The 19330-nt window shown below is 38.0% G+C and carries 17 protein-coding genes; 5 read left to right on the top strand and 12 right to left on the bottom strand.

Going from position 1 to position 19330, the window contains the following annotated elements:
• Positions 1-62: 62 nt before the first annotated feature.
• From OS139_RS07380 to OS139_RS07370, 3 genes are all read right to left on the bottom strand, one after another.
• Complete coding sequence (locus OS139_RS07380) at positions 63-830, bottom strand: DUF6681 family protein (protein WP_002302142.1); 768 nt, start codon at positions 828-830, stop codon at positions 63-65.
• Positions 827-1306 (bottom strand): hypothetical protein, encoded by a 480-nt coding sequence (locus OS139_RS07375; RefSeq protein ID WP_002294107.1) that lies wholly within the window; start codon positions 1304-1306, stop codon positions 827-829. The genes OS139_RS07380 and OS139_RS07375 overlap by 4 nt, the downstream gene beginning before the upstream one ends.
• A 124-nt stretch (positions 1307-1430) precedes the next feature.
• Positions 1431-2168 (bottom strand): epoxyqueuosine reductase QueH, encoded by a 738-nt coding sequence (locus OS139_RS07370; protein WP_002287242.1) that lies wholly within the window; start codon positions 2166-2168, stop codon positions 1431-1433.
• Between the two features lie 160 nt (positions 2169-2328).
• On the opposite strand from OS139_RS07370, the gene OS139_RS07365 reads away from it, so the two are divergent.
• The 3 genes from OS139_RS07365 to OS139_RS07355 all read left to right on the top strand — a co-directional run bounded on the left by OS139_RS07365 (position 2329) and on the right by OS139_RS07355 (position 5995).
• Positions 2329-3729: a TrkH family potassium uptake protein gene (locus OS139_RS07365; protein WP_325066858.1), complete on the top strand. Its 1401-nt coding sequence runs from the start codon at positions 2329-2331 to the stop codon at positions 3727-3729.
• A 222-nt stretch (positions 3730-3951) separates the two neighbouring features.
• The gene (locus OS139_RS07360; RefSeq protein WP_325066857.1) at positions 3952-5304 is read left to right on the top strand and encodes a Mur ligase family protein; all 1353 of its coding nucleotides are present in this window, start codon (positions 3952-3954) and stop codon (positions 5302-5304) included.
• Positions 5297-5995, top strand: coding sequence for a type 1 glutamine amidotransferase (locus tag OS139_RS07355; RefSeq protein ID WP_002287245.1), 699 nt, complete (start codon positions 5297-5299; stop codon positions 5993-5995). Before OS139_RS07360 ends, OS139_RS07355 begins: the two co-directional genes overlap by 8 nt.
• Positions 5996-6056: 61 nt before the next feature.
• On the opposite strand, the gene OS139_RS07350 is transcribed toward OS139_RS07355, so the two are convergent.
• The 3 genes from OS139_RS07350 to OS139_RS07340 are packed head-to-tail and all read right to left on the bottom strand — an operon-like array spanning position 6057 to position 9439.
• Positions 6057-7208 carry a mannitol-1-phosphate 5-dehydrogenase gene (locus tag OS139_RS07350; RefSeq protein WP_002302138.1) on the bottom strand — a complete coding sequence of 384 codons (1152 nt, stop codon included), beginning with the start codon at positions 7206-7208 and terminating at the stop codon, positions 6057-6059.
• A gap of 12 nt (positions 7209-7220) precedes the next feature.
• The gene (locus OS139_RS07345) at positions 7221-7658 is read right to left on the bottom strand and encodes a PTS sugar transporter subunit IIA (RefSeq protein WP_002287247.1); all 438 of its coding nucleotides are present in this window, start codon (positions 7656-7658) and stop codon (positions 7221-7223) included.
• 14 nt (positions 7659-7672) lie between these two features.
• A complete protein-coding gene (locus OS139_RS07340) occupies positions 7673-9439 on the bottom strand; it encodes a PTS mannitol-specific transporter subunit IIBC (protein ID WP_002307206.1) in 1767 nt (588 codons plus the stop codon).
• Positions 9440-9701: 262 nt separating this feature from the next.
• On the opposite strand from OS139_RS07340, the gene OS139_RS07335 reads away from it, so the two are divergent.
• The gene (locus OS139_RS07335) at positions 9702-10379 is read left to right on the top strand and encodes an ABC transporter ATP-binding protein (RefSeq protein WP_325066856.1); all 678 of its coding nucleotides are present in this window, start codon (positions 9702-9704) and stop codon (positions 10377-10379) included.
• A gap of 2 nt (positions 10380-10381) precedes the next feature.
• Entirely contained in the window at positions 10382-11557 is a 1176-nt protein-coding gene (locus OS139_RS07330; RefSeq protein ID WP_325066855.1) for an ABC transporter permease, read from the top strand.
• 199 nt (positions 11558-11756) lie between these two features.
• Here OS139_RS07330 and OS139_RS07325 read toward each other — a convergent pair whose 3' ends face one another.
• From OS139_RS07325 to OS139_RS07300, 6 genes are all read right to left on the bottom strand, one after another.
• Complete coding sequence (locus tag OS139_RS07325) at positions 11757-12197, bottom strand: PTS sugar transporter subunit IIA (protein ID WP_002287254.1); 441 nt, start codon at positions 12195-12197, stop codon at positions 11757-11759.
• Between the two features lie 10 nt (positions 12198-12207).
• Positions 12208-14241 carry a BglG family transcription antiterminator gene (locus OS139_RS07320; RefSeq protein ID WP_002332168.1) on the bottom strand — a complete coding sequence of 678 codons (2034 nt, stop codon included), beginning with the start codon at positions 14239-14241 and terminating at the stop codon, positions 12208-12210.
• Position 14242: 1 nt separating this feature from the next.
• Entirely contained in the window at positions 14243-15946 is a 1704-nt protein-coding gene (locus OS139_RS07315) for a PTS transporter subunit EIIC (protein ID WP_025481601.1), read from the bottom strand.
• Between the two features lie 93 nt (positions 15947-16039).
• Positions 16040-16990, bottom strand: coding sequence for a mannose-6-phosphate isomerase, class I (gene manA / locus OS139_RS07310; RefSeq protein WP_002332170.1), 951 nt, complete (start codon positions 16988-16990; stop codon positions 16040-16042).
• Between the two features lie 38 nt (positions 16991-17028).
• Positions 17029-18054 (bottom strand): serine hydrolase domain-containing protein, encoded by a 1026-nt coding sequence (locus tag OS139_RS07305; RefSeq protein WP_325066854.1) that lies wholly within the window; start codon positions 18052-18054, stop codon positions 17029-17031.
• Between the two features lie 208 nt (positions 18055-18262).
• Positions 18263-19132 (bottom strand): VOC family protein, encoded by an 870-nt coding sequence (locus OS139_RS07300; protein WP_002325397.1) that lies wholly within the window; start codon positions 19130-19132, stop codon positions 18263-18265.
• Positions 19133-19330 lie beyond the last annotated feature (198 nt).

The following is a 19330-nucleotide window of genomic DNA, read 5'->3' as shown; positions in this document are numbered from 1 at the left end:
CATCCCCCTTATTCCGAATAAACGTTTTTATCGCAACCACTGATACACGGCGTTTCATCACATTATGAATGTCTTCTTCTTTGGCTACGACTATAAACCACTGGTTCTTCCTGCGACTGTGCCTTTTTTGCAATCAATTTCAGACGATAAGGCTCATGATAGCGTAACCCGTCTTTGACAAAATCACCGCCGACGATGAACAATCCGACAGGTTCCAATGTGTCTTCTGTTGAGTCAAGTCGAATGGTCCCTACTTTTTCCATGTCCGAGTAGCTTCGTCCAATATTTAGAACATACTCTTTCTCTCCTGTTTTCTTGACATAGTAATAAGGATACAATGTATTTCTATCGACCAGAAATCCATCCATGCGACCGAGTTCATTTGTTTTGATCTCACCATTTCCAATCAAATACCGCATATTCTCGGCTAATTTCAATTGATAATCTTCGTCATAAGAAACCATGACCTCTTGTGTATTCACTTTATCGATCGAATTTCCATTATCTATCGATTCTTCTGTCTGGATGTTGAACGCTTCATCAGGTAAATACTTCACAAAAAGCTGAGTGACATCGGCTTTCGTGTTTTTATCTAAAAAGTAATAAAATACATTTAAAACAGTAAAATAAACAAGCACTAGAAATGCAAGTCCATATAAGAAAAATTGAAGATAGTTTTGGTTTTGCCAAAGTCCATAAACAATTCTCAATAAATAAAGCGTGGGAATCACACTTAAAATCGTATATCCACGGTTAAGATATTTAGGACTGATGTCTAAATAGCCAAGGAATTTATGCACCCCGTTGATAAGGTCTAGTAAAAATGTCATTGAGAATCACCTGCTTGCTGGTTATACGTTTGGGTATTTCCTGAATCTTGGTTTTGCTGTGCTGTACGTGCTGCATCATCATTTTGCGTGTTATCATCTACAGTCGTACTGCTTGGTATCGTTTCGGAGCTAGCACTTGTATCCGGACTTGTACTTGGATTGGTTGAATCCGATGGAGTGCCATCTGGTACCGTATTACTTGTTTCGCTTGAGCTGTCAGTTGTATATGTCTCATCATACGACGAACTAGTTGTTGTATCGTCCCATGTACTTGTCGTAGTGGTTTCATTCAAACTTTCCGTTGTTGTTGGTTCAGATGTCGAGACTGAAGTAGTTGGTGTTGTTTCTTCTACAGTACTAGAACTTGAACTTGGTGCACGGTAGCTGGAACTATTCACAATACCTGTAGTAGTCGCGACAATCGTCGAGATTGTTAATACAGCGATTGGCTTCAAAATAGGTGCTACTTTTCGCATCTTATCTCTTCCTTCATTGAAATTTATTCTTGTTTCCTTACTTTACTACGGACAAATTATACAGTCTACCTTATTTCTACCATAAATTCTTTATTTTTTTCTTACGTTTTTCCGAAAGATTTCTTTAATTTTCCTCAAAAACTACGGTTGATGTTTTTAAGTAAGCTTTTGCTTCCCGATTGATTTCTTTCAGATCGCATCCTTGCTGCTTGGCAGCGAACACGCAACCACAATAACATTGGCGATAAATATCATACTCTTTGCACATTTGCAAAGAGCGTTCATAGCCTTTGTTTTTCTTGAAATCACTTGGCAAGTATTGTGTCCCGTAAATCTTTTGGATATCCATTCCGATCTGATTGATCAAAGCTGCATTTTTCTTTGGCGAGATGGTCAGGGCACTTCCAAAGTAATCGTATCCTAGTTCTTGCGCTTTTTGCGCAACAAGATCTAATCGCATATTGAAGCATGCACTGCAGCGAGCACCACCTTCTTTTTCGTTTTCAAGATGGTTTGTTAAAACCATTTTGGTGAATTCATTTGGACGGTATTCATCAACGATTAGCGCTACATGATGGTCAGTTTTCTCATTAAATTGGTCTACAAATCGTTTTTGTTCATGTAATCTTCGCAAATACTCACTTTTAGGATGAATATTCGAATTTGAAAAAAATAACGTGATCTCTGCATATTGAGACATGAATTCTAATGTGTGCGTACTGCAAGGAGCACAGCATGTATGTATTAATATCTTAGGCTTTACTTCTTCTTTCTCCCATTGCATGATCATTTTTTTCAGAACTGTATCATAATTTATTTTTTGATTTTTCATTTTCTCTACGATTTGTTGAGCATTAATCAATTTGTTATTCCTCCTCCTTCTTTTTTCTAGGATTTGCCTTATTATAAGCCATTTCTATTTTAATCGAAAGCTGTATTGTTATCTGTTTAATAATTTCTTTGAGTATTCCTAATTCCCCTTGTATACTGGTAGAAACGACTATTGTCAGGAGGATAGTACTGTGCATGTTGATTTATTCTTTCGAAGGCTGCAGCGGCGAGGACAGAAGTTTGCTGCCAATCATTTCTCATCGATCCAAATCATCGTTTTTTATTATATATTGATGACGGTCTTATCACTCGTTCTATTTTATATGCCGATTTTTCGCGAACCAGATAGCCATGTTTCTTTTGTGGACATGCTGTTCATGGCAATCAGTACAGTGAGTGTGACTGGACTATCGACTTTTGATATCAATTCTGTGTTCAATGATAACGGTATTATACTGCTGGAAATATTATTTCAAGTTGGTGGTTTGGGGATCATGATGATTTCTACTGCTTTTGTCATTTTTTCTAAACGACGGATCACACTGAAACAGCGACAGCTGATCATGACGGATATGAATCAACCGCGTTTGTCTGGTATCGTCCGACTGATTCGGATCACTTTTGCTATTTTAATCTGGTTTCAATTACTTTTTGGGACATTCTTTTCTATTTATTTTTATTACAGAGGCTATTTTGATCGTTGGCGTGATGCCGTTTTTTACGGTTTTTATCAGGCGATATCGGCTGTCACGAACTCTGGGTTTGACGTCACTGGGGATTCCATCAAGCCCTTTGCACATGACTATTTTTTCTTGATCCTGATCATGTTTTTGATTTTTGTCGGAGGAATTGGTTTTCCTGTATTGATGGAGTGCCGGGAATGGCTATTATACAAACGTTCCAATGCGAAGCTTCCGTTTCATTTTTCCTTGTTTACCAAATTAGCTGTGTTAGCTTTTGTTATCTTGTTTGTTTCGGGAACTGTCTTGATTTATCTATTGGAAAAGGACCATTTATTCCAAGATTCCAATATGAGTGTCAAATGGATCAATTCGATGTTTTATTCGATTACGACTCGTAATGCTGGTCTGCAGATTCACGATTTGGGTGATTTTCAAATCACAACACTGATCATTTTTTCTTTACTGATGTTTATCGGATGCAGTCCTAGTTCTGTAGGGGGCGGGATTCGAACAACTACTGTAGCAATCATCGGTTTGTATCTATATTCCTTCCTCAAAAGTGAAGATAACATCAATATTTTTGGACGGAGAATCGATCAAGATGATGTGCGAAAATCAGTCGTTGTCTTTATGCTTTCTCTTGGTATGTGTTTCTTTTGTATCGTTTTTTTATCTGCTACAGAAGAACAAACGCTGATCTCGATCATCATCGAAGTAACTTCTGCGTTTGGAACAACTGGTTTATCTTTAGGGATTACCGGAGACTTGTCTGTTGTGGGCAAAATCACGATTGCTGCACTGATGTTTATTGGGCGGATCGGAATGCTATATACATTGATGTTATTCGTACCAAAAGAAACACGAGATCTAGGCTATGAATATCCAAGCGAGAAAATTATTATCGGTTAAAATGGGAATATAGGTAAGAGGGAATAATAAAATCACAGCAGCTTGGAACAATCATTTTGTTTCAAGCTGTTTTTTTGTTAAATCATGCGATTTTGTCCGATTTCATGCACTTTCAGCCGTAACCTTTTCTTAAGAATAAGAAAAGCAATTTAACCTTTTTTTCAACATATGGTATGATTAGTTGAATTTATTCGTCAGCAAATCGTTTTTGGAGGTTACATAATGGGAATACGCAGTCATTTTGCGATTGCAGTTGGAAAAACGTCGCAATGGGCATTAAAAACTTTTTTTAAAGGCGGATCAAGTTTACCAGGTAAACTAGCGCTGAAAGTCGATCCACATATACTAGATAGTTTGGCAAAAGACTACCAAGTCGTCGTTGTCACCGGAACAAACGGTAAAACATTGACTACCGCTTTAACAGTCAATATTTTGCGCCAGCAATTCGATGAAGTTCTAACCAACCCTACTGGTGCGAATATGGTACAGGGAATTGTATCGACTTTCTTGCAGGCAAAACCAAAAAAAGGACAGAAAAAGTTTGCTGTCCTAGAAATAGATGAAGCAAGTTTGAGCAAAGTCACAGAATATATGAAACCAGAACTGTTCTTATTTACAAATATTTTCCGTGATCAAATGGATCGGTATGGAGAAATCTATACGACCTATAAAATGATTGTAGACGGTGCCGCAAAGTCACCAAATGCAACGATTATCAGTAACGGTGATTCACCAATCTTCAATTCTATCGAAACAGTCAATCCTAGAAAATATTATGGCTTTGACCATGAAGAAGATCGTGAACAAATCGCTCATTACAATACAGACGGTGTCTTATGTCCAAATTGTCATCACATTTTGCATTATAAAATGATCACTTATGCAAACTTAGGGAAATATTACTGTCCAAATTGTGACTTCAAACGTCCTGAATTGGATTATCGATTAACTGATATGGTACGGATGGACAATGTGTCAGCAGATTTCGTGATCGATGGTCATGAATACGGAATCGAAGTTGGCGGTATGTATAATGTCTACAATGCTTTAGCAGCTACTGCAGTGGCAGAGTACTTCAATGTCGATCCTGATAAAATCAAACAAGGTTTAGGATATGACGAGAAAGTGTTCGGCCGACAAGAAGTCATCAATATCAATGGGAAAAAATGTACATTAGTACTTGTCAAAAATCCTGTAGGTATCAATCAAGTAATCGATATGATTGGTCTAGCTCCTTATCCATTTTCTTTAGTGGCTTTATTAAATGCCAATTACGCAGACGGAATCGATATCAGCTGGATTTGGGATGGTAATTTTGAAAACTTTGCCGATATGGATATCCCAGCTGTTATTTCTGGAGGAGACCGTCATACAGATATGACTTTACGTCTAAAAGTTGCCGGGATTCCAGAAAATAAATTGACAGAAACAAAAGAATTACCAGAAGTAATCGAAAAAATCAAAGAATTGCCAACTGAGCATGTCTATATTTTAGCTACTTACACTGCTGTATTGCAGCTTCGTAAAGAACTAGCTGCTCAAGGATTTATCAAAGGAGGAATGAACCGTGGCTAATTATGAACTCAATATCGCCCACCTTTATGGAAATTTGATGAACACATATGGTGATAACGGAAACCTTTTGATGTTGAAATATATAGCAGAAAAAATGGGGGTTTCTTGCCATACGGAGATCGTTAGTATACATGAACCTTTTGATGCTGATAAATATGACTTGGTTTTCTTTGGCGGTGGTCAAGACTTTGAGCAATTAATCATTTCAAAAGACATCCAGAAAAAGAAAGATTCTTTGATTAACTATATCGAAAATGATGGCGTCATGTTAGCCATTTGTGGTGGCTACCAATTGCTAGGTCACTACTACATGGGAGCTAATGGAGAAAAGATCCAAGGAATCAGTGCACTGGATCACTACACGTTAAGTCAGGAAAATAACCGGTTTATCGGTGATATCGTTATCCATAACGAAGAATTCAATGAAACTTATTATGGATTTGAAAACCACAATGGTCGGACTTTCTTAGGTGAAGGTGAACGACCTTTGGGGAAAGTGGTACAAGGTCAAGGAAATAATGGTGAAGACCAATCTGAAGGTGTCATTTACCGAAATGTCTTCGGTTCTTATTTCCATGGACCTATCCTTGCAAGAAATGAGAACCTGGCAGCTCGTTTGATCCGCCTAGCTTTAGAACAACGTTACGGTAAAGAATTGGATCTGCCCTATCTTGAAGGACAAACAGCCTAGTTATTCGAAAAAGGGGAATGTGACAAAAATTTCGTCACATTCCCCTTTTTCGTATCCTATTTTAAGCGACTTGCTTGGCATAACGGTTCACGTTTTGCTTGATATTCCCGATTGTTTTCGGATCATTGATTCCTGTGACTTCTTGAATCAATTGTTCCAAGTTTTCATGGATCTTCATTTCATGCAATTGACGGCTTTGTTCATCTTCAGGATCATAGTAATTAAAAATAATCCCCATTGTTGCCGTCAAATGTGGGCAAGTCAAGTTATGTTCTTGTAGTTCTCTCACTGGACGTGTAAATCTTTCTTGATAACCTAACTTACGTAATGGTGTCCGAGCGACACGTGTGATCGCATCAGAGATATTTTTGTTTTGGAAGCGATGAATGATTTTTTCAATATACGCATGATGCTGCTCTGCATCAAACCCCCATTTGGCAATCAGCAAACTTCCTGTTTCCTGCAAAACTGATTTTAATTGTGCCACAACTAACGCATCTTGCATTGCTTCATCGATGGTCTGGTAACCTAACAAGGCACCTGTATAAGCGACAGTCGCATGACCAGTATTGACACTAAATAGTTTGCGTTCGATATATGGTTCTAGATCATCTACATATAAAACCCCTTTTAATTGGATTTTTTTATTTTTTCTTTGGCTATCGTCAATGACCCATTCTTTGAAAGGTTCCACTTGGACGAATAAAGGATCTTCATGGTGTTGTAATGGGACGATTCGATCGACTGCTGCATTTGGAAAGCCGATATATTTGTCAGTAAATGATGTTTCCGGAAGATATTTATACACTTCTTTTTCTAGAAATGCTGAACCGCCAATCATATTTTCACAGGCAATGATATCTAAAGATGTTGTGCTTCCTTCCTTTTCTCTTTCTTGGATACCTTTTGCAATCAACTCAGCAATAAAAGGTAAGATATTCGGGCCAATGGCGGTAGTAACTAAATCTGCTTCAGCGATTTCTTGGATTACTTTTTCTGGATTTGTTTGATTGTTGATACCTATGACATTTTTTACAGTGATTTTTTCTTTTGATTCATCTGCTAATTCGATTTCGTATTCTTTTCTTTCATTTAAAGCATCAATGATCGTGTGATTCACATCTACGAAAGTAATCTCAAATCCATTAGCTGCCAAAACCTCTCCAATAAATCCTCGACCGATATTTCCTGCACCAAAATGTACTGCTCTCATTTTTCTCTCTCCTTAAGCAATTGCTAGATTTTCCGTTACTTCTTCTTTGCTGAGCGCGTCTGCTAGCTGGACAACATTGTCCATATCACTGCAATAAAGTGCGATTTGCTGTACAAGTTGCAAATGCTCATCTCCGACTCCTGCAATACCGAACAAAACAGTCGCAATCTTTTCTTCTTCTTCGGTACCAAAATCTACACCATCTGGTACTTGAACGACACAGATGCCGGATTTTTTCACATATTTTTTTGCTTCATCTGTTCCATGAGGAATCGCGATAAAATTCCCCATATAAACAGATAACATTTTGTCTCTATCTACCATGGCATCGATATATTCCTCATCAACACACCCTGCTTCTACAAGCATCTGACCGCAATAGCGGATCGCTTCTTCTTTGGTTTTAAAAGATCGATTGAGCTCGATCATGTCGAATGGCAAACTTTGCATGCTGTTTTCCTCCCTTAAGCTGTCTGTTTCAAATATTGTGCAATCGATTCGTATTTTTGCGGATTGACCATGCTGTTGACTGATAAATGAATGGATTGAGGCGCAGCCATCTGTACTTTTTCCGCTAAACTTTCTTTGGCTACGATCAGTGAATCAGGTTCATCTTTTAAATCTTGGATATTGACTTTTCTTAACGGGATAGTTAAATGGTTCTTGTCTAATATATCTTTGAGCACGGTCATCCCCATTGTTGCTGATCCGGAACGATCATCGTGGACAAGTAGAATCTCTTTGATTTGTTTGATGTTTGCTGAAAGAAACTCTTCTGCTGGCTCATTCTCAATTTCAGAAACTGATGTTTTCTGCTTGCTGCTTAATTCTTGAATGAGTTCATCATATCGAGGTGAATTCAAAAAGTTTTCTACTGAGACAAAACGCGCGCTCGGTGCTTTTTGTTTTGCTCTTTCTTGTAGTTCGACCTGAGTAACGATCAATGTATTCGAGTCATCTGTCAGTTGGCTGATTGCTTGATTGGTCACCGTTTGAGGCAAGTCTGCTTCCTGTACTTTTTTTCTCAAGATCGAAGCGCCCATCGCACTTGATCCCATCCCTGCATCACAAGCAAAAATGATTTTTTGTACGCCAGAGAATGTAGCTCCTTGAGGAATACCTTGGGCACCTTTGGAAGCTTGCTTAGCTGCCTTTGTCTCTTGAATAGATTTTTCGAAGTCTTCATTTGTATCTTTCGCATCCGCTTTCAAAATTACTGCAGAAATACCAAACGAAACAGCTGCGGCAACAATCACGCCCAAAATAACAGGAAGGTAAGAATTGAACGGTGTCATCGCTAGAATCGCAATGATCGACCCTGGAGAAGCTGGCGCTCTTAGTCCAGCATCCATCAATTGGAAAATGAAACTTCCTGACATTCCTCCGCCTATAACTGATAAGAATAATAACGGTTTCATCATAACGTAAGGAAAATAGATTTCATGGATCCCGCCTAAAAAGTGAATGATCATGGCTCCTGGTGCTGAAGATTTTGCTGCTCCTTTGCCAAACAAAGTAAAAGCAAGTAATACGCCAAGTCCTGGACCAGGATTTGCTTCAAGCAAGAATAGAATAGATTTTCCAGCCTCTGCTACTTGTTCAGTTCCCAATGGTGTCAAAATCCCATGATTGATTGCATTATTCAAAAATAAGATTTTTGCTGGTTCAATAAAAATACTTGTCAATGGAATCAAATGGGCAGATAAAATGATCTCTACACCTTTTGCCATTGCTTGAGTCAATGCATCGACAACTGGACCAATCGCAGAAAAACCTAATAACGCTAATCCAAAACCGATAAGACCTGCTGAAAAATTATTGACTAGCATTTCAAAACCGGATTTGATCCGTTTTTGGAATAGCTGATCAAATTTCTTGATGGCATATCCACCAAGAGGTCCCATGATCATCGCGCCTAGCATCATTGGAATATCTGTTCCGACAATCACACCCATCGTTGCAATTGCCCCAACAACTGATCCGCGGTCACCAGCAATTACTTTTCCGCCAGTATAACCGATCAATAAAGGAATCAGATAAGTTAGCATTGGGCTTACCATGGTAGCGAAAGCCTCATTTGGTAAATAACCATCTGGGATAAATAGAGCCGTTAATACACCCCAGGCAATCAGTGCTCCAATATTTGGCATGACCATGCTTGATAAAGTACTGCCTAATTTTTGTACCCTCGCTTTTAGCGAAATGTTGTTTTTGGGAATCGTCCGTTCCATTTTGTCTCTCCCTCTCTCCTTTTGATACTCTAATTGTATCCGCTTACTAAAAAGAGAAATAGTCGTACTTTGGCACGAAACTTTGTGCCAAAGGTTTGAGTATGTCAGCAAAATAAAAAGATTTCGGTATCAGAAAACTTCAATTTTAAATAAAACTGTTATTTTAATTTTTTATAATATGCAAACAATAACTTTTGTTAGCATTTCATTTAGATGTTTTTCATTCTATTATGTTATTAAATTTTATATTGGAGGCCTATCTATGACATTACTGATCAAAAACATGAACATGAAACGTGGTAAAAAACGTGTGATTCGACAATTGAATCTTTTAGTAGAATCAGGAGAAGTAGCTGCTTCGATTGCCCCGAACGGATTTGGCAAAACAACTTTGCTGAATGGCATTGCCCAACTGCTACCAACAACTTATGATCAATTGTCCCTTCACAACATCTCTCCTACTGCTTATACAGATTATCGCCGGTCTTTCTTTTTTCTAGAATCAACGAATCAGTTATCCGACTATCTATCGGCTGTTGATTATTTGACTTTGATCAAATACTATTGGCAGAGCAAAGTAGAATGCCAAACTGTTTTCCAACGATTGAAGATGACTGAGTACCTTACTTTGCCGATTGGAAAAATGTCTCTAGGAATGAAACAACATGTCTTGCTTGCTGCTTACTTGATCAGTAATTCATCTGTCATGTTATTCGATGAACCGTTGAACGGATTAGACCCAGGAAGTATTGATATCTTGAATAGCCTCATCAGACAATGGCAGAAAGAGGGGAAGACGATTCTTCTTTCTTCCCACGCTATCGCGAATATCCAATCGATTTGTTCTAAAGCATGTTTTCTAAAAAATGGAGAAATCGTCACAGAATCCTCAAATATGGAAGAGATTTTAGCTATTTATCGTAAATTATATGAGGTGTAACTATGTCTTTACTTACATTTGAACGCAATCTCTTACTAAATAACAAAGTAAACTTTTTATTTCCTCTATTGTTGGTCGTGCTCTTTGCATTCCCACTTTTTTTTGATCATAAACTTGCTTATACAGAATTCGATGAACTGAATCATAACTATGAAGAGACGCAACGTTTGATTGAAACGTTGAAAGAAGATGAGAATGAGAAAGAATTTGTGGAAAGTTTAGAGAAAAGCAACAAACTGATCGAAGCAATCTTACATGCAAAAAACACAGGGAATGTCCAGCAAATGGTCGAAGCAATCTTACATGCAAAAAACACAGGGAATGTCCAGCAAATGGTCGAAGCAACTTATCATTATGAAAAAGATATACTGGATCGACTGATTTCTGGTCAAAGACAAGGAATTCCAATCATTGAACAACAAAAACGTGTCGAGTTGCTCCGTTATATGAAAGAACATCAGATCCAAAGATATTCTATTTTTGACTTGCCAGCGCATCTCCCTTTAGCGAATTACTACGAAAATATTTTTTCAGGAATGATTTCTAGTTTTTTGATTTTATGTATAACCGCCTTGTTTCTTTCTTCCATCATCTCTTATGAAAAAAGAAAGCAGGTAATCTCTCTAGTCAATCTATTACCGGATAGTATGGTAAAGAAACATAGCATCCGTTTTACCGTTTATTATGGTGCAGCTATGCTAAGTCTCGTGATGCCATTTTTGATCGTCTCTATACTAGTAATAATCAAAAATGGTTTGGGAGACTTCCGTTATCCTGTAGGAACGATCATTGGTCAGGAGATACGAATCCTTCCGATGTATGCGTATCTTTTCCAGAGCTTTCTGTTCCTGTTGTTGTGGGTGCTCTTTTTAAGTACAATCAGTTTTCTTCTATCTGCTTTATTTGAACATTCTCTAGTCAATCTTTTAGGTACACTTCTTTGTCTTTTCTTAGCAGAGTATCGCTTGTTTTCTTCGATTGGATGGATAGAATCAATCAGTCATTACTTGCCAACTTCTTATGTTGATTTTCAAAATGTGATCATAGGAGGAGATATTTTCTCGCCACTAGCTTCAGAACAGGTTACTTTCATGAATGGTATCTTGACACTTGGTATATGGAGTATCGTTTTATTATTCATAGGTATGGGCACTATCTATATAAAAAAGAGCTATTAAAACACAAAAATAATAGGGGCGGTGACAAAAACCTTGTCACCGTCCCCTATTTCAAATAAACGGTTTTCTAGAATAAATAGTTTTCAAAAGCTTGCATCCGCAGTAATAAGAACCTCCCAACAAAAATAGCTCCTCTTATTTTTATCTTGGTTGAAGTTATTACTTGATGCAAGGCAGCTTTTTTTACTGTGAACATTGGTTATATATGTCCATGTTCAAAAATCATTTGGACTTCTTCAATGGTTTCCGCATCACTGAGCGCCATTACTTGGTCGATGTCTGAACAGAAAAAGGCTAAATCTTGGAGCACCGCTAACTGATGTTCTTTTTTTAAAGCCACTACAAATAAGAGTGTCGCGATTTTTGGTTCCTCTTTTGTTCCAAAGTCCACACCATCAGGCACTTGGACTAAATAGATTCCTTCTTCTACTACTTCTTCATCTTTGTCAGTCCCATGTGGCAAGGCTACGAAATTCCCGATATAGACACTCGCTTTTTCTTGTCTTTCGATCATTGATTGGATATATGCCGGTTTGATTCCCCCTTGTTGGGTCATCCACTGGCCGATCTCGGTCAACGCTTCTTTCCAATTTTGATAGGATTGATCGAGCAATATTTTTTCTGCTGGTAGCTGGATCATCTTTTCACCTTCATTTCTTTATTTCTTCAATCAGGATTTTCGCTAGCAACTGATAAACGATTTCTTTATTTCCTGAGCGGAAGATCTCGGTGTTCAAGTCATTCATGATGATTGCTCCACTGATCTTTCCTAAAAGAATCCCGTCTTTTTCTTGGATTGGCGAAGGCGCCAGCATAACTAACATACGGGACAAATCGACTGGCTGTCTATCCATCCCTTCAATGGTCAACGGTTGTTTCAAATTGAAAATACAAAAGATCGGTTTAGAAATCAATGAGCTGGATGTATGGAATAACCCCATATTTGTATGAGGAATACCGATAGGTGCTTGTTCATATCGCTTAAGCAGCCGGCGATGAACCACCTCTTCATCCGTTACTAGTCCTTCAGGAAAATAAGGAAATAAGCTGCGAATCGTTTCGGAAATCGTCTCAGGATTATCCAGTTCTTGGATAAAAAAACGACCGAGTAATTGATTGATTTGATCCATGAAATGCATTGTTTCCTCATAAGTATCTTCTATCATCCACTCGTTATTGCTGTTATACGTATTCTTTTGCCTTTTTTTCTTCTCAATATGCGAAAAAGCTTCTTTTAGCTGCTTGACTTCATCTTCTAGCAGTAGCGGGGAGACTAAAATATATTTTCCATCATATCCTGGTAGAATAGATGTAGAAATAACAACATCATATTCTTCTTGTAAATCGATTTTTTTTAAATCAGCAATCCGATAGAAATGAATTTGTTGGATGAAGGGAAAATACCTTTTCAATCGTAGTTCCAACATGCTAGTAGAAGCTAATCCACTTGGCGAAAATCCTGCAATACTGATATTGCTTTCTTTCGGACTTCGTTCCAATGAATTCGCAAAATGAAGGACCATATAAGCGATCTCTTCTTCGGATAATTTTTTTTCTTGAAAAATCCGCTCTACTGCTTTACGGATTGCATTCGCAACTTCCTCGTATTGAACCATGATTTTTTCTAAAATCGGATTGGTCAGTGTCTCTTCTTGTAAAACGGCTCTTGAAAACACACCAGATAAATGAGTCAACAGCATTTTGTACAAAGTTTCATCTTCATAAAAATGGACATTCGTCTCTTCACTTACTTCTTGAATCAGTTGTTTTACTAAATAAGCAAGCTGTGTATCGAACGTCTCTTCAAAGAAATTCTGATCAAATGAGTTCGTGAAGTCATTTAATAATCCTGCAAAAAAGACGATCTCATTTACTGGATAAAGTTGTTTTGTCTCAGAAGCGATCCGTGAAAACAATCGTTTAGCTGTCTGTAGTAATTCTTTGTTTGCCAGACTATTATATGTCTCATTTGTCAGTAAATGATTTTTCGTCACACGCTCCATCGTCAATGTCAGCATCAAAACCAAATGTTCAAGCTTTCTATCACTTAGATTGGTCTTTTTTTGGATCAATTCTTCCCCGATTACTTTGCGTGCAAGAGATAGATGTTGCGGATCAACGAATCGAAAAAAATAATTCAGTGATGCATCGAAAGAAATACTATGAAAAAGTTCATATTCATTGATTTCTAATTCTAATACATTCGCGGTCAGAAGCCGGCGGTATTTTTCCGGTCCTTCGATCTCGTATCCCTGGTTCCGAATGATTTCCAAAGGCAGTTGGCGAATACTTTCTTCCAACTGTTTGATATCTGCATAAAAAGTGGTATTACTGATGCGATATGATTCCATGAAATGAGCAAGACTCAACGGCTCTGTCGTCAGTAACAACTCGGCTAAAATCGCGTGTTGTCGTTTAGCAGTGGATAAGTCATTACTTTTCCCATCTGTATTTTCTTTTAATTGCTCTAATACTTCTTCTGATGCCTCAATGACAAATGAGCCTCTAGCTGCTTTTTTCAAAGAAGCATTTACCGATTTCAATGAGACTTCAAGATTATCTAATTCGCGGTAAATAGTCCGTTTACTGACCTTCAATAAATTCATCATTTTTTGGATAGATACAGGTGACGGGCTACTGAGAAATTCTGCTAATAATTGTTTTTCTCTGGGCGATAAATACATCTTATATTTCTCCCTTCACGAGTTTTTCGTATTCATTCGTAGCTACCCAATGTTCAACTAGAACTAGCCGAGGGATCTTTTCTTCTAGCTGTTCAGTTACAGCTAGTTCTCTTTGTGCGATATAAATCGTTTCTTCTTGGATTTTGATTTTTTCTATTGATTCTTTTGAGATAACAAACTGTTTTTTCGCTTTTTTTGCTAATTGACTTAAAATCGTCATGCCCATAGTTTGTGAGCCGCGTCTGTTGTTTTTATACAAAAATACAATATTAGCAGGCAACGTTTTTTGTTCTGTGATATCTGCTATCTCTTTTTTTTCTTCCCGCTTTGGAAAATGGATCGCTTCTTTTATTCGTGACAGCAAGATATCTGTTTCCAAAAAGTGATCCAGTACATAGATTTGACTTTGAGGTACTTTTTCTCTTGCAAGATCCGCTAGTTCATGTTGCACGATAACCAGCTGATTTACTTGGTTATTCAATTCATAGATAGAGCTGTATCCGACAGAAAGATCGATTTTTTCTGCTGCTAATTTCTTTTTCAGCAGGGCGGCTCCCATAGCACTTGATCCCATACCTGATTCGCAAGCAAAAATGACGGAATGAATGATAGATGGTTCCAAGATTTCTCCCCTTTCTTTGACCGTTTTGTTCTCTTTTTCTTTATTTGGTAATTTCAATAGTATCGCTGCACAAATGAAGGTCACAAATGTACTGATTGCTATCCCTATACTTACCCCAGCTAGTTGTGGATAAGGCGCATTGGCAAAAATCACGAGTAGTGACCCAGGCGATACAGGTGCAGCTAATCCCGTATCTAACCATTGAAATATCAACGTTCCACTTGCCCCACCAGCCATTACAGCTAAAAATAGATACGGTCGCAGCAAGACAAATGGAAAATAGATTTCGTGAATCCCGCCAATCGCATGGATCATCAATGCTCCACTCGCATTTACTTTTTCCTGTTTTTCTGCAAAACAAAGGATAGAAAGTAAGATCCCTAAACCAGGTCCAGGATTTGCCTCCATCAAAAATAAGGAAGAGTACCCGACTGTTTGTGAGAATTCGATTCCTAAAGGTGTCAATACACCATGATTGATTGCATTATTGAAAAATAGTACTTTTAGAGGTTCTAAGATCAGACTGACAAGTGGTAACAGATTCATTGTGACTAGCCAAGACACAACGGAGGCGAGCAACAAGTGAACACTATTTAAAACTGGTTCAATAAAAACGATTCCAATTATACAAATAACGCTACCAGTCAGTCCTACTAGTAGGTTGCTGACAAGCATTTCATATCCAGCCTTGAATTTCACATGGAATCTAGAAACAAATTGTTCATATACGATGCCGGCAAGCGGCCCGATAATCATCGCTCCTACGATTTGTGGAGCATTGGAACGAGCGATCAACCCTAAAGAAGCAATTGCACCGGCGACTGCCCCTTTTTGTCCCCCTACCGATTTCCCGCCTGAATAACTGATCAAGATGGGTAAAAGCAGCTGGATCATCCAATGGCATACCTCTTCTAATGTGGTGTGCAAATCACCAGACACACCTTTTGTTGCTAATGACAAGATTCCCCAAGCGATAAACAGACTTAGATTTGGCATGATCATTTCATTTAAGTGATGTCCAGCTTTTCTCAGTTGTTTCATAGACACGCGACTGCTGTTGTTTGCTTTCCATTTGTATTCCATCTTTTTCACCATACTTCTATTTATTGATGGACGGATTTTATGTAGAAAAAGCAGCAAACGAAAAACCGTCTGCTGCTTTCAGCTATCTGGGAACTATTTGCCTGGTTCAGACGCAATGATTGCTAGTTCACCTTGGACCGCCCACTCAGAAACGCCATTTGGAATAATACAGCTTGTTCCTTTTTCTAATGGATATGTTTTTCCATCAACGACAAGGTCACCTGCTCCTTCGATTACCGTCATCAATGTATAAGGGGCTTGTTTTTTGAAAGATGTGATTCCTTTAATATCCCACTCATATACATTGAAAAACTCAGTTTCTAAATAAGTGACGATCGATGAATTCCCTTTTCGGACTTCTTTGATTTGTAATTCTGGTGTTTTCGCAGGGACAGTTGTTACATCGATCGATTGTTGGATATGCAGCTCTCTTGTTTGTCCTTGCGCATCTTTTCTGTCGTAGTCATACACGCGGTAAGTCGTGTCAGAACTTTGCTGTGTTTCTAAAATCATGATTCCTTTACCAATAGCATGGATCGTTCCGCTTGGTACATAAAAGAAATCACCTTTTTTAACTGGTACTTTCTTCAAAAGGTCATCCCAGCGCCCATCTTTGATCATCTCAGCTAGTTCTTCTCTTGTCTTTGCATGATGACCATAGATGATTTCTGCACCAGGTTCAGCATCGATGATATACCAGCATTCAGTTTTTCCTAATTCACCTTCATGTTTCATCCCATAGGCATCATCTGGATGTACTTGTACAGATAGATCATCTTCTGCGTCTAAGATCTTGATCAATAATGGAAACACTGGTTCTGAAGGATGGCCAAACAATTCCTTGTGTTCTGACCATAGTTCATCTAATCTTTTCCCTTTGAATTTGCCATTTTCTACTACACTGACACCATGAGGATGCGCACTGATCGCCCAATCTTCTCCGATTTTATCGTTAGGGATATCAAAACCGAAGACTGAACGTAAACGGCTTCCTCCCCAAATTTTTTCTTGAAAAACTGGTTTTAAAAACATAGGTTCCTGCATAATTCAAACTCCTCTCATTTTTCATAGCTATTATAGCATTATTTCGGTAATACCGCTTTCTCTTTCAAAAAGTTTTCAACAATTTCATCTCGACATATGAGATACTCCGCACGATGATCGACAGGATGTACGCGATTTGACAAAAATATCAACGCTTCTTGTGTTTTTATATCAATCAAGAAAAACGTACCTGTATAACCAGTATGAAAAAGAATCGCATGACCGTCTTCTACATCTTTTTTTAAATCCCACCCTAGAGAACGATAGCCATTTTTTTCTGGAGTGTGGTCTTGTAGCAAAGAATCAATCGTTTCTTCTTCTAAAAACCGACCATTACGGATTTTTCCCTTGTTCAAATACATTTGGACAAAAGTAATGCTGTCGTTCAAATCGATAAAGAGCCCAGCATTCCCTGCATGTTCAGCTAAAACTCTTGCTTTCAGATCATGAGTTTGTCCACGCAAAACCTCACCCGAAGGCAGTTGTTCTGTGGGAACGATTTTTTTGGAAGGAAAAGGAAGAAATAAGCTGTTCATCATTCCTAATGGTTCCAATACTTGTTCTTGAAAGATTTCCACTGCAGTTTCTTGGTAAATTTCCTCTAGCATCAACCCAAGAAGAATCGTACCGGCATCTGTGTACTTTACTTCTTTTCCTAATTGCTCACCAGGTTCTAGCTTCATATAAGCGGCAATCAATTCTTCCTGAGATAGCTCATCTCTGTTTGGTATCCATGTTTTGATATCAGAAGTATGTGTCAGTAAATGACGCAAAGTGATTGTCTGATTTTCAAATTCAGGAAGATATTTATGAAGCGGTTGATCGAGTTCTATCTTTCCATCTTCTAATAGACGTAAAACTAATGAAGTGGTTGCAACGACTTTCGTCAGTGAGGCTGCATCAAACAACAGATCTTCTGTCATCAGCTGCTTTTCAGGAACGACTTGGGCAAAGCCGGCTGTAAATGTTTCTACTTGATTTTCTTTTATGAAGGCGACTGCTACACCCGGATAAAATCCTTCTTCCATTTTTTTCAAAATAAGCTGTTTCGTGTGTGGATACATCTTTTTCTCCTGCTTTTCTATCAGATTCTTACAGTCCAAGCTTAAAGCTTAATCTATGAGGAATCAACCTTTTTTACACAAAAAAACTGCGCGAAAAACCGCGCAGTTTCCTCCGGTATACTATTTTCTCTTTCTATCTCTAGAATAAGCGATAGTATGACCGTTCATAAAATGACGAGACATGCGACAATCGTTAAGAAAGAAAAAGTTAAGCGTCGCATCGAATGTCAGTTTTATTCTTTTCTTTTGGCTCACTGACGAACCACCATTCGATTCCTATAGCATCATAGATTGTGAGTACTGTGTGCTTTTTGTCTAAGAAGAAATCAACTGATAGTTGCTGCAAGTGAGCAATCAGTCCTTCCATGCTTTCAGTATCGATCATGAATTTCAGAAAATCAAGTCCAATCACTTCATCTGTAGGCAAATCAATTGCGCCTCCGCTAGCTTCTGTCAACCCAACATGGAAATCTCCTTCATTCAATACATGGATGCCCTCTTCTTCATTATGTACCTTCAAACCAAGTACATGATTAAGAAATTGGCGTTCTTTTGTTAAGTTAGTAACATTTAAATGGATTTTTTCAAAATAAGAACCTGTTGATAGTTTACTGAATTTTTCTTCAGATTTTCTTAATAATGCTTCTTGATCCATTGTTTCCGGAATTTCTCTTTGGTCGTTCTTATTCTCTTCATGGTAAATTTCCAATTCATTCTCTTCTGGGTCTACGAGCAAAATCCCCATACGTCCATGATCTTCTAAAGCTTCTTTGATTGGATAATTCATTTTACGGATACGACAAAGGATATCTGCCATTTCTTCTGTGCTAGGGATAATCAATGAAAAACGGTTCAGCTTTTTGATCTCCCCCATGTGATCATTCGCTCTAGGACTTTCTTCCAGCAGCAACATTTCACTTCCAGCTTCTTCTGTTCCTAAAATGGCTAATTCGTTTTCTTCTCTTTTCAAATCAAAGCCAACAACGTTCTTGTAAAAATCAATCATTTTATCTCGGTCTTTCACCCGAATGGCTACACTTTTTAAATAGGTGGCAGCCCCCAATTGAAAATCTTTCATATTTCTTGCTCCCCTCTACGTCAAGCTTTATTTTAACGATGGATTCTTCTTCTTTCAAGCAATAACTTTGATTTTGTTAAAAAAAATGTGAGAAAATTCGCATTTTGCTTGTTTTTTGTAAATTAATGAGTAAAAACTCTTATAAAAAGAGGTTGTGAAAAAGCTGTTCTGCATCAAGTAATAAGAACAGCCAAACAA

Source organism: Enterococcus sp. E4-223, assembly GCF_035727065.1.
Lineage (GTDB): Bacteria > Bacillota > Bacilli > Lactobacillales > Enterococcaceae > Enterococcus_B > Enterococcus_B faecium.
Note: the sequence above shows the minus strand (reverse complement) of the source record. Positions and strands in the feature narration are given on the sequence as shown.